The sequence below is a fragment of the Gammaproteobacteria bacterium genome (assembly GCA_032250735.1).
Taxonomy (GTDB): Bacteria; Pseudomonadota; Gammaproteobacteria; order SZUA-152; family SZUA-152; genus SZUA-152.
This window is the reverse complement of the sequence record JAVVEP010000047.1, coordinates 1-11,217: the sequence shown is the minus strand read 5'-3', so window position 1 is coordinate 11,217 and position 11,217 is coordinate 1. Positions and strand designations below refer to the sequence as shown.

General features: G+C 59.5%; 12 protein-coding genes. 2 read left to right on the top strand and 10 right to left on the bottom strand.

Annotated features, from left to right (window positions below):
- On the top strand, positions 1-758 hold a 758-nt coding region (locus RRB22_15285), incomplete at its 5' end, for a D-hexose-6-phosphate mutarotase (GenBank protein ID MDT8385767.1).
- 221 nt (positions 759-979) lie between these two features.
- Positions 980-3,061, top strand: a complete 2,082-nt coding sequence (locus RRB22_15280) for an AAA family ATPase (protein ID MDT8385766.1) — start codon at positions 980-982, stop codon at positions 3,059-3,061.
- On the opposite strand, the gene RRB22_15275 is transcribed toward RRB22_15280, so the two are convergent.
- The 10 genes from RRB22_15275 to RRB22_15230 form a co-directional block, all read right to left on the bottom strand.
- A complete protein-coding gene (locus tag RRB22_15275; GenBank protein MDT8385765.1) occupies positions 3,000-3,671 on the bottom strand; it encodes a class I SAM-dependent methyltransferase in 672 nt (223 codons plus the stop codon). The two genes, RRB22_15280 and RRB22_15275, sit on opposite strands and share 62 nt — an antisense overlap.
- A 67-nt stretch (positions 3,672-3,738) precedes the next feature.
- Positions 3,739-6,468 (bottom strand): conjugative transfer ATPase, encoded by a 2,730-nt coding sequence (locus RRB22_15270; GenBank protein MDT8385764.1) that lies wholly within the window; start codon positions 6,466-6,468, stop codon positions 3,739-3,741.
- 2 nt (positions 6,469-6,470) lie between these two features.
- On the bottom strand, positions 6,471-6,887 hold the full coding sequence (locus RRB22_15265; GenBank protein ID MDT8385763.1) for a TIGR03751 family conjugal transfer lipoprotein: 417 nt from the start codon (positions 6,885-6,887) through the stop codon (positions 6,471-6,473).
- Positions 6,844-8,244, bottom strand: a complete 1,401-nt coding sequence (locus RRB22_15260) for a TIGR03752 family integrating conjugative element protein (protein ID MDT8385762.1) — start codon at positions 8,242-8,244, stop codon at positions 6,844-6,846. Before RRB22_15260 ends, RRB22_15265 begins: the two co-directional genes overlap by 44 nt.
- 8 nt (positions 8,245-8,252) lie before the next feature.
- A complete protein-coding gene (locus RRB22_15255) occupies positions 8,253-8,993 on the bottom strand; it encodes a TIGR03749 family integrating conjugative element protein (GenBank protein ID MDT8385761.1) in 741 nt (246 codons plus the stop codon).
- A gap of 81 nt (positions 8,994-9,074) precedes the next feature.
- Positions 9,075-9,728, bottom strand: a complete 654-nt coding sequence (locus RRB22_15250; GenBank protein ID MDT8385760.1) for a TIGR03746 family integrating conjugative element protein — start codon at positions 9,726-9,728, stop codon at positions 9,075-9,077.
- Positions 9,700-10,080 (bottom strand): TIGR03750 family conjugal transfer protein, encoded by a 381-nt coding sequence (locus RRB22_15245; protein MDT8385759.1) that lies wholly within the window; start codon positions 10,078-10,080, stop codon positions 9,700-9,702. Before RRB22_15245 ends, RRB22_15250 begins: the two co-directional genes overlap by 29 nt.
- Positions 10,081-10,084: 4 nt before the next feature.
- Positions 10,085-10,432, bottom strand: coding sequence for a TIGR03745 family integrating conjugative element membrane protein (locus RRB22_15240; protein MDT8385758.1), 348 nt, complete (start codon positions 10,430-10,432; stop codon positions 10,085-10,087).
- Positions 10,433-10,497: 65 nt separating this feature from the next.
- Complete coding sequence (locus RRB22_15235) at positions 10,498-10,734, bottom strand: TIGR03758 family integrating conjugative element protein (protein ID MDT8385757.1); 237 nt, start codon at positions 10,732-10,734, stop codon at positions 10,498-10,500.
- A 3-nt stretch (positions 10,735-10,737) separates the two neighbouring features.
- A complete protein-coding gene (locus RRB22_15230) occupies positions 10,738-11,040 on the bottom strand; it encodes an RAQPRD family integrative conjugative element protein (protein ID MDT8385756.1) in 303 nt (100 codons plus the stop codon).
- Positions 11,041-11,217 lie beyond the last annotated feature (177 nt).

Genomic DNA, 11,217 nt, shown 5'->3' with positions numbered 1-11,217 from the left:
AGGAGGTGATCTGGCTCAGCGAGACGGCCGTTTATGATGGCAGCAAGCCGGTACGTGGTGGCGTGCCGATCTGCTGGCCCTGGTTTGGCCCGTATGATGCGCAGGGCATGGGCGAGGACCCGACCGATGTAGCAAAAAAAGGCCATGGCGTGGCCCGTTACGAGTTCTGGGAAGTGGCCTCGGTACGCAGCGTGGATAACGACGCCACCGAAGTGGTGTTGCAGCTTGAACCCAATGATTCGATTCGTCAGGCCTGGCCGTTACCGTTTGTATTGAAACTCGTAGTGACACTCGGTGAGAAGCTGACCCTGGAACTGATTGGCGAGAATCGCAGCGAGCGCGACTGGGTGGTCTCCGAGGCGTTTCACACCTATTTCCGTGTCGCCAATGCCGACGGACTGACGCTCGAGGGCCTGGACGGGGCCACGTATATCGACAAACTGCATGACGGCCAGCGGTTCACCCAGACAGGCCCACTGTCGGTGACGACGCCGATGGAGTGCGTGTTCGTCGATCACCCCGATCAGGTAATCCTCGAAGACAGCGGCAACCAGCGCCAGATCGTGATGCAGAAGAGCAACAGCGCCAGCACGGTCATCTGGAACCCGGGCCCCGAAGGTGCCAAAGGCTTTGCCGACATGCCCGACGATGAGTACGCGCACATGGTGTGCGTCGAGGCGGCCAATGCGCTGGACAACGCCTATACCCTCAAGGCGGGGGAATCACACCGCATGGCGATGACCCTCGCAGTGCGTTAGATCGACACGGCTCCGATGCAACGCTGTTGCCACTACAAAAACAGGCCAAGGAGGGCCTGTTAACACTATTTCCGAGTGATCGTGCCAGGCCGGCGCCTTGTATGAAATGACGTAATTAGAGGAAAATACCAGATTTTATTCACTGATTCGGGAAGATCGCCCGCATAGTGTGGTCACCCATTGTCAATTTTGATGCCTGCACCGGAGAAAACAAACAACGTATGAGTAGTGTTGAAGTAGAAGAAAAGGCCCGTCTGGGAGCATGTCAGACGAGCATCCGCAACGCGCTTGACCAGATCGACACACGCCTGCGTGACTATGCGCAGGAGATCCAGAGCCGCAAGGAATACCTGTGGGAGGCGCGGCGCGACATGGATCACATCGAGAAGATTGCGGTGCGTCAGACCATCGAACAGACCCTGGATTCCGCCGAGGTGCTCCAGGCGCAGCAGCAGAAGCTGCGCAAGCTGATACACTCGCCCTACTTCGGCCGCTTCGATTTCCACAAAAGCGGCGAGGCGGGCAGTGAACCGATCTACATCGGCGTGCACCATTTCCGTGACGAAACCGTACACCAGACCCTCGTCTATGACTGGCGCGCGCCGATTGCCTCGATGTTCTACGACTACGAGACCGGCCCGGCACGCTACCAGGCGCCGGCGGGCGAGATCGAGGGCCAGTTGACGCGCAAGCGTCAGTTCCGTATTCGCGACGGACAAATGGAGTTCGTGATCGAATCCGGTGTGCACATCGTCGATGACGTGCTGCAGGAAGAACTCAGTCGCGCCAGCGGCGACGAAGGCATGAAGAATATCGTCGCCACCATCCAGCGTGACCAGAACGCCATCATCCGCAACGACGACGCCCATACCCTGATCATCCAGGGCGTGGCGGGCTCCGGCAAGACCTCCATCGCGCTGCACCGCATTGCCTACCTGCTGTACCGCTTCAAGGACACCTTGAGTTCCGACGACATCCTGATCATCTCGCCCAACCGCGTGTTCGCCGACTACATCGGCAACGTGCTGCCCGAGCTGGGCGAGGAACAGGTGGCCGAGATCGGCATGGAGGACCTCGCCGCCGAGCTGCTGGATCACCAGTACCGCTTTCAGAGCTTTTTCGAACAGACAACACAACTGCTGGAAAAAAACGATGCCGCGCTCAAGGCGCGCATCGCCGCCAAAGCCTCGCCAGATTTCCTGCGCCAGATCGATCGCTATGCCGACGAACTGGAAAAGCGCTCTTTTGAAGCTGTCGAATGGCGCACGGGCCGCAAGATCGTACCGGACTGGTTCTTCGCCGAGACCTGGCGCAAACATCGCGGCGTGGCGCTCACCGAGCGTATCGCCCGCGTGGTGAAGGCGGCCGAAACCCAGATCGGCATCCACTACAATTACGACCTGCGCACCGACGAGCGCCAATCCCTGCGCGAGGCCATCCGTGGCATGGTACGCAAAAAGACCTTGCGCCAGGCCTACCAGCGCCTGTACGAGTGGCTAGGACAGCCGGAGCTGTTCAAGCCCGCTGGCGGCAAGCTCGAATACGGCGATGTGTTTCCGCTCATCTATCTCAAGATGCGCCTGGAGGGTATCCGCAACCCCCGCCCGGCGGTGAAGCATTTGCTGATCGACGAGATGCAGGATTACACCCCGGTGCAGTACGCGGTGCTGGCCCGGCTGTTTTCCTGCCGCAAGACGGTGCTTGGCGACGCAACCCAGTCGGTCAACCCCTACAGCAGTTCCAGCGCCGAGCAAATCCAGCGCTCGCTGCAGTCCGCCATCCAGGTCAAGCTCACCAAGAGCTACCGCTCCACCTGGGAGATCATGCAGTTCGCGCTGGCCATTTCACCCAACCCGGAACTGGAAGCGATGAAGCGCCACGGCGAGGCGCCAGAGGTGGTGAGTTACAAGCGACCGGCACAGATGGTCGAACGGATTGGCAAGGAGATCGAGGCGTTCCGTGGTTCCGAACATCACAGCCTGGCCATCATCGCCAAGACCCAAAAGCAGGCGGCGCGGTTGCACAAATCGCTGGCCGACGCCGGCGTCGAGACGCGCCTGCTCGCCGCCGACAGCACCGGCTTTTCCAGCGGGGTGATCGTCTGCACCGCGCACCTGGCCAAGGGGCTGGAGTTCGACCGCGTTATCGTCGCCGATGCCGGTGCGGGCAACTATCACACCGAGATGGATCGTAACCTTTTATATATCGCCTGCACCCGCGCCATGCACCGGCTGACACTCTTTAGTGTCGGTGAACCCTCACCGCTGTTGCCGTCGGCTGCGGCGGCTTGCGCAACAGGATGACATCCTGGCCCACGAACGTGGCGACGCAACCCGTACGGCCGGCCCACCAGGTGAAGGTGTCGCGGGAAAAGAAACAGACGTGGGTCGGATCGTTCTTGTAGTGCCAGTTGGCGAAGGCGCTCTGACTGCTGACCAGCTTGGTCATCAATCCCAGCCAGCCGCCGGGCGGGATCAGATTCCATAGCCGCGTAAACACCTCGCCTGGCGCATGCAGATGTTCGGCCACTTCACTGGCGGTGACAAAATCGTACGTCCGCCGCAAAACGCCGTCATCCGGGGCGTAGAAGGGATCGTAGATGGCCATGTCATAACCCGCCTCGGCGAACATCACCGACAGGGTCGGCCCCGGCCCGCTGCCGAAATCCAGCCCCCGCGCTGGCGGGTCCACCCGCTGGCGCACCGGTTCGAACAGCCGCGACAGAAACCGGCGGTATCCCGGGTCGCCCGGGTCGTTGTCGTGCAGGTCGTAGTGCGCCTTCTCGGCCGCTGGTGACAGACGATAAGCGGGCGGCACGAACACCAACTGGCAACAGCCGCATTGACGGTAGGGCCGACGCGCGTCCTGATGATAAAAAACCGTGCGCCCGTGGCCGCACAAGGGGCAGTGCATGGGTGATCGCTTCTCCATGGGGTTGATGTCGTATTGTACCCCCTTCATGGCCCACCGTTTCCCCCTCTTACCGGTGCCCGGCAATCCGCTCGGCAATGACATAAACCGCCTCAAGCTCGCTACAGTTTCGCTCACGCATGATGGCGGCGCGCTCTGCCTTCTCGTGCTTTTCCGTCATGGCGAGAGCCAGTGACAGTGGCGGCGGCACGTTACGAAACAGGGCTTCGAGATTGTCGGAGAGCACCACGCCCTCGACGTATTTGCCGGGCTCCTTGCGTGCCGAGAGCAGCAGGCTGCGCTGCACGTCGGTCAGGTCCTTGAAGCGCGCGATCTGCTCGACTTCTTCTTTGGGCATGACCAGACACAGCCACCACTCCATCATGTTGAGCATCTTGCGGCTGGCGTCGGGGAAGTCTTCCAGATTCTGGGTTGCGATCCAGAACCAGGCGCCGAGCTTGCGCCACATCTTGGTGATCTTGACCACGTAGCGAGCCAACAAGGGATTGGTCGTGATGATGTGACCCTCGTCGGTCACCACCAGGGTCGGCCGGGCATCGTGCTGGTGGCGTTCCACCAGGTCGTTGATGTGGCTCATCATGGAGATGTAGGCCACGGTGAGCTGATCCTCGTAACCTTCCCGTGCCAGCATGCCCATTTCCAGTATGGTGACGTCGGACTCCGGCCAACGGGTGCCGGGGCGGTTGAAGAAGTGGCCGGCGAGGCCGGAGCAAAACAGCGCCATGCCGTCACCCATCTCAATTGCGCGGTTGCGCCGATGTTCGGGCAGGTTTTGATCGCGGCCGATGGTGTGCAAGGCAGTGACCACGTCCTCGGTGATCACTTGATCCCTACCACTCTCTTTAACCGTCTTCGCAGCCAGGAAAATGGCATTCCGTATCAATAGCCGATCGGCCCGGCTCATGCGCGCGTCTTCACGCTCATCACCGCCAGTGATCATGATCCGGGCGGCGATTTCCATTTCACCTAAAATATCCCGACCGCCACCTTCACTTTCGAGCTCATCGTCGTCATAGATCAGATCATCCGGATCCTTGGGAAGGTGCACGCGGCGTTCTTTATCCAACACGCGCAACGCATCCGCGAACGGTGGCAAGCTTACATCTACATTCGGGTTCAAGGTGACCTGGTTGACGGAGATGTCGTGGGCCTGGAAGTGCTGACCCAGTAACGAGAATGAACCACCGGCCTCGATGATGAATATACGTGGGCGATACATTGCGGCCATCTGTTGCAGCAGATAAACCAGGAGTGCCGACTTGCCCGCCCCGGTGGGACCGAGGATCAGCATATGAGCGTTCTTCTTGCGGTCGGCCCGATGCAACGGATCGAAGGTCAAGGGTTCGGCGCCACGGTTAAAGAAGACCAAGCCCGGATGACCGGTTCCCTTCGATCGGCCATACAGGGGTAACAGATTGGCGGCATGACTGGAGAAGACCAACCGTGAGCGGCGACTGGACTTGTCCATCGACACATCATAGGCCATCGGCAAGTTACGCATGTAGCTGTCCAGTGCAAGCAGATCCGCTTCCTGCAGGATCGGTTGCAGGCCATTGGGCAGCAGTAACGCATTCAGCTGATTCACATTGGCGCGCAGCGACTTCGGATGGTCACCGCGCACGTAGAAAGCAATGCCCAGTGGATAGAGCTTGTTGCCCTGCGCCATCTCCCGCTCGACAAGTTCTGCATCCTCGCGTGTCAGTGCGGCCTCGGCGGAATCGCCCACAGCGGCACGTTTGACCTGGGCGATGTGGTTGCGGGTGAAATCCTGCGGTTTGACCGTCAGGGTCAGTACCATCACGGTGTGCTCCGGCAGGCGATCGAAAAGCGAGAAGACGTGGTCACCGGCCTGACGTTCGGCAGTCATGTGCCCCACCTCCGGTGCACGTCGTAATCCCTGGATCGTGACCACGGTGTGCGGCAGACCATCGAACCACCATGTCGAGGTTTCGTTATCCGAACGCGGCATCGTGAGTGTGAGCCGCTCGGCCAGGTCATAGCCGAACGGGAGGTCCTCGTCGCCGGGATACGGGGCGACTTCCAATAACTTGTCGGGATCACCGTCCGCGATCGCGGGTTTTGGATTGAACCACTTGAGCAACCATTCGTAGAGATCCTTGCCGGTACTCCGTCGCACGCGAATGCCGGCCGAGGCCAGTGAGGCGACCCACTTGGTCGCCACATCGTTCATCGCTTCTTCGACTTCGATAGCTGGAGGCAGCTTTCCCTTAGTTTTCAAGCGACGATAGAGTGTCGCGCGCACACGGCGCACCTGCCCCCGCCAGTGGGTTCCGGTTACTGCTGTGTCATCGAACAGTCCGCCGGGACGAGAGATCCGCGCCAGGTGCTGCGAAAACGTATCCTGGAAGTGTCGGGTGAATGCCGTGTCTTTTGCGCCCGGTTGTGCATAGTCCGCCAGTTCTTTTTGAAACCCTTGCAGACTCGGTTCGTCCTGAACGTAGACCTGCAAAATCCAGGGGGCATCATCGTCTTCGGGAATGGCATCGGTCAGTGCCGTCTGAATAGCATCGCGCAATTGCGTCATGAACTGGGGTGTACGGGCCTCGGTACCGACGGGGAGGATCTCAAACAAGGCCCCCACACTGATTCCGTCTTCCAGCAGAAAGGTGCGACTGTCCGGATCGTACTCCACCCAGGGCAGGAGATCGGTGAACGACGGCGGGCGATCATACAAACGCTTGGCCGCCGTCGTGGTCACGGGCGCTTCCGCTGGGTCGTGAGACTGCTTCGATGATTCACGTGACAGAAACTTCGCCATGCTCATTTCCCCTGCCGTTTGATCGGCACTTCACCCGGCAGTGCGTACTCGACCCGCTCATACATAGGGAACTTCGTCACATAACCGGGCACCGGCACCTGCTCGCCGCCTGCCAGGTGGGGAAACACATACATCACCAGACTCGGATTCGGTAGCCGGGGGAAAGTGGTGTCAATCTCGTTGTGGGCCTCGCGCGTGTAGCCATAAAGCGAACCGTCGCCGTCAACGATGGAACGATTTCCCAGCTCATTCCGAATTACCAAGGGATCGCGTGCACCCAACTGTTGTATGTGTTGCTCGTAGATGGCTTTCATGGGTGGGCCGTCCTGAGGCAACACCGCGTCCTTGGTGCTGGCACAGCCAGACAGCACGAGACTAATCCAGCCGAGCGCGGTGATAAGGGTTGATGGTTTTCGCATGATTGAGTTTCCTGCCTTTAAGATCGAGATCAATGGGAAGTTCGCGATCGACGTGAATGGCAATGCCGGTACCGGCCGGCACAAACACCGCGTCGAAGCTCTGGGACTGGCGTTCCAGCAACCACTTGGCGACCTCGTCACTGCCGCCGGAGATGGTCTTGCCGAGCACGTAGGTGCCGACATCGCCGGTAACATTATTGGTCGCCGCTCCAGTATCACTGACGACTGAGGTGGTCTCGGCCGCAGCCGCCGCGTCTGCCGCCGCCTGCACCGCCATCACACCAATGCGCTGGGTGAGAAATGCCGGCGCGTTGGTCTTGCGATCACCACTGATGCACGGGATACCCTGTTGGTCCGAGATCCAGCCCAAGGGACGGTTACTACTACTACCCGTCTGGCCACCGCGGTCATCACCGGAAATCGTGCGGATGGTACCGTCGTCGAAAACGAAGGTAACCGAATCGAGTCGGCCGGTGACGCAGGACAATGTCCAATCGCCGATTGCCGTGCCGCTCCACACCATCCCCTGCACGCCGGGCACGGTGAGACCGTTGGCGGCCAGGTTATCCGCACCGGTGATTACCTTGAATGGCATGGGGTCACGCACCTGACCCTGCACCGGCACCCGACCGACCAGGGCGGTCATGGCCGTCGAACCGATGAGCGTGGCATTGCGCGGGACGGTGTAGACGGGTTGCAGCGTGTCCAACTCCCGAGCGATGTTGCCGGTCTGTTCACGGGCGCTACTCAGCGCTCCACCGGTAGACTGACGGACCTGATGCAACAGACCGTTCCCGTTCGCCGCACCCGCATCATCATCAATGGCATCCAGTGGATTGATCCAGACCAATCCCGCGACCGGCGCTACACCCGCGCCACCACCATCGAATCCCAGCCCAACCGGGATATCACCGCCGGCCTGGGTTGGTTTCCCATGTGAAAGCGACTGCGACAAGGCATCCACCCGTGCCATCAGTGAAGACAGCACGCTCGAATCCATCCGCCCGCGCGCCTCCTGATCGTGCTCGCGCGACAACAGTTCACGTTTGACGCGTGTCGTTACGTTCTCCTCGATCTGGGCGCGATTGTTCAGCAGCTGCCGGTTCTCATTGCGCAGCGTTCCATTGTCCTTCCGCAAGGCTTCGACCTCGGCGGTCATGGCCGCGACATTTGCCGTCAGCGTCTTGATGGTGTCGGCCGGCGTATCCGCGTCCGGTACCGGTGCCTGCGGCACGGCCTCCATCACGACCTGGTCATTTGGCTCATTCGAGCATGACTTGAGGGTGACAAACGCCAGCATGAGCACCACGACACCGGCGAGAAGGGGTAACAATCGATTACTGGTTGCTATGGCCATGGGCTTACCTATTGCGAGGATTCGAACGGCCGAGCCGAGATCAGGTACACGGCCGTGGTGTCCGCCTCACTGCCGGCGGCCAACAGGCGATTGTGCTGGAAGGCCGCGGCCAGCCAAGCACCACGCAGATTACGGGGATCGAGGATCTGCGGCCGATCGCTTCGGTTGGAAAGTTTGACGGCCGTGACATACAGACCATCTGCCCGCCAGGCCACCAGTGGCGTGGCGTCGACCGCATCACCACGCAACAGGGCAACGGAGTCACGCGCTACTGGAATCCGCATAATGCCCGGTCTGTCTTGCACGAGCCGTGCGGGTGCATAAAGCTGTTGGGCTGCGAAACGGGTCAGGGTTACATAGCTGTATTGTGCGGCTGCATCGTTACTGTTGACAGACGCAGTCGTCTGGCCGGATTCACGCTCACCGGTCTTCTTCACAAACACCTGCACGGGATTCGTCTGGCCACCCTCTTTTGATGCCGACAGATCGAAGAGATAGATCTGTCCACCGTCGATCGTGCGCACCATGACGCGCGTGGCATCAAAGGGGGCACTGGCGAGGAAGTACACCGTGCCATTGACACTCTGGGTACGCAGCTGTGCTTGCAAGGATGCGGGTACGCCCACCTTGACCGATGCCGGAAAGTGTACCAACCGTTCGTGGCCGACCTTGAGTGTGAGTCGGATGGGCGTCTTCTTCCACTCGATACGCTCAGGGAATTCCGACTCGGCATGAACAAAAGATTGCATCAACAGCAACCCGAGTCCAAACCAGAAAATGACACTACGTTTTAGATTGTTTGATGTACGCATACGTTGATCCCTGTTTCGTCACTTGCCTTGCGCCGACTCGTCAGCAAGTTCGGCTTCACTCAGCCGCCGGGGCCCGGTCGCACCAAAACCATCCAGCGCCAGTCCCCACGGATTCGATTCCGGATCGACGGAAAGACGCACAACGCGAAGCGGATAACGGATGGTCGTCTTCTTCACCGTCATCCCTTTCACCGACTCGAAAAGGTCAATATCCAGCCACACTACCCAGACACCCGGTGCAAGCACATCCACCCGACGTTCCTCATAACCATGACCGGGCACCTCTTGCACGCCACGTACACGGTAGGCCAACTCACCCTGTTTGCCTTTCAGCTCCATATCGGCGATGAGATCGGCCCGATAGCGCGGCGTGACATACGGCGAAACACGAAAGATCGCTTTGCCATAATCCCGCGCACCGTCTTCCGACCAGTGATTGAGTTGCTGGAAGATATAGAAGGCGAAGGCGTAGACGTTGGCTGGCGGCACTTGGTCGACGGCCTGTGTTGCACCGGAACGCAGATCCGGTGGGACGTGGACGGTGAGATGCTTGGGTGACTGACTCCAGCCAAACCACAGCGCCAGGATAATCACAACCTGCACACCGATAATGATCCACAGCGAGCGCAGATGAGCACGGACGTTATCGATCTCGTACCGGTATCGTCGCATCCCAGGTCCTCCCGATATCCCAGGCGCCAGAGCGCCGAACGAATGCCGAACGACGCAAGCCGTGGTCATCCAGCCAGATCATGATCTGTTGCTGGTAATAGCCGTCCGGCCGGCCTCGCTTGAGACGTTGAAACAGACTGGCCATCACGATGACCGTGGCGACCACACCCACCCCGGCGATCCCAAAACCCATGGTGACCACGCCCATCAACCATGCCAGGAGGAGACTGACAGGCAACCAGATGAGCGCGGCCACACCAACAATGACGCCCAGTTCGGACGACGAACAACCTTTGAAGATCGCTGGCTCAACATTGAGCCGGTCAGCCAGAATGTCACCTCGATGTGCCATCCTTTTAGATGACGCCCGCGGCTTCCGTCAGCAGGTAGCTGGCGAAGATCAGCACGATCGCACCGACGATGCCCAGCACACCGACCTCAGCCCACTCGGCCTTGCCTTGTCGTGCCTCATTGAACTTGGAAAATCCGAGATAGGCGATCCACAGAAACCCGAGCACCGCGATAGCGAGCCCGAGCACGAGCCCACCGTCTTTGATATAGCCCTTGATCAACGAGATCCAGTCACCCGCCGCCGGCGCGGTACTGGGTGCCACCGGCGTCGGCAAGGCAGCCCACACCGATTGATACGCAGACATCGCCAGCAGCCCAATTGCGGCTGCACCTTTTTTAAATGTTTTCATCATGATTACTTTTCCTCCGAGGTAACGGGGCCACTCCCCGAATTATTGACGCAGTGATGGCTAATGCCTCACCGCAGATAAAATCCCAACACCATGAGCACGATGCTCGCGCGCAGTGCACTCCAGATCACATCGAACAAGACCACTTGACCGTTCTGCCAGGCCCGAAAGGTGCCCAACGTCACCCAGATCACCCAGATAAACGCGAGTACAAGCACTACGGACGCGATGCCGATCAGCAGTGTCGACGGAATAACTCCGGAACCTGCCTGAAATGCCGTGTTCTGCGCGGGTGTCATGGTCATCCATCATCGACGGTAGTCACCGCGCAATGGCGGAAAGGTTCTTGGCTCGGCCCGAGGTACGTCGATGTGCTCCTGGATGCCCTGCTGTACTCTTAACAGGTCTTGACGCAGCCAGTCGTAGCGGAGCCGGATACGGGCATCCGGGTTGGCTTGTGACTCGGCTTCACGGATCAAGGGTTCGAGCGCCTCAAGCTCATGAGCAATTCTCGCGAGCGCCGCACGTTCACCATCGGTATCAGCGACGGCGAACTGAGTTGGTAAGGCAGTGCTGAGAAGTCCTGCTATCAGGACATGGGCAATTCGCATCGATGTCTTCCCCGTGTTGTGCATAAAGCGCATGGTGGGACATCGGGAAAGAACGGGCTACGGAAAATCAATTCCGTGTCGTGCGGGGTTTTAATAGATGGTGGCGGCAAACAATAGATTTGTGGCTCTTCAGCAGAATTAGTGGGTAAAAACCACCGGGAATTTTGAAACAGGAAG

Excerpts from the sequence above, each read along its gene's own strand:
- RRB22_15280 (MDT8385766.1), top strand. The coding sequence starts at position 980 with ATGAGTAGTGTTGAAGTAGAAGAAAAGGCCCGTCTGGGAGCATGTCAG.
- RRB22_15275 (MDT8385765.1), bottom strand. The coding sequence starts at position 3,671 with ATGCACTGCCCCTTGTGCGGCCACGGGCGCACGGTTTTTTATCATCAG.
- RRB22_15270 (MDT8385764.1), bottom strand. The coding sequence starts at position 6,468 with ATGGCGAAGTTTCTGTCACGTGAATCATCGAAGCAGTCTCACGACCCA.
- RRB22_15265 (MDT8385763.1), bottom strand. The coding sequence starts at position 6,887 with ATGCGAAAACCATCAACCCTTATCACCGCGCTCGGCTGGATTAGTCTC.
- RRB22_15260 (MDT8385762.1), bottom strand. The coding sequence starts at position 8,244 with ATGGCCATAGCAACCAGTAATCGATTGTTACCCCTTCTCGCCGGTGTC.
- RRB22_15255 (MDT8385761.1), bottom strand. The coding sequence starts at position 8,993 with ATGCAATCTTTTGTTCATGCCGAGTCGGAATTCCCTGAGCGTATCGAG.
- RRB22_15250 (MDT8385760.1), bottom strand. The coding sequence starts at position 9,728 with ATGCGACGATACCGGTACGAGATCGATAACGTCCGTGCTCATCTGCGC.
- RRB22_15245 (MDT8385759.1), bottom strand. The coding sequence starts at position 10,080 with ATGGCACATCGAGGTGACATTCTGGCTGACCGGCTCAATGTTGAGCCA.
- RRB22_15240 (MDT8385758.1), bottom strand. The coding sequence starts at position 10,432 with ATGATGAAAACATTTAAAAAAGGTGCAGCCGCAATTGGGCTGCTGGCG.
- RRB22_15235 (MDT8385757.1), bottom strand. The coding sequence starts at position 10,734 with ATGACCATGACACCCGCGCAGAACACGGCATTTCAGGCAGGTTCCGGA.
- RRB22_15230 (MDT8385756.1), bottom strand. The coding sequence starts at position 11,040 with ATGCGAATTGCCCATGTCCTGATAGCAGGACTTCTCAGCACTGCCTTA.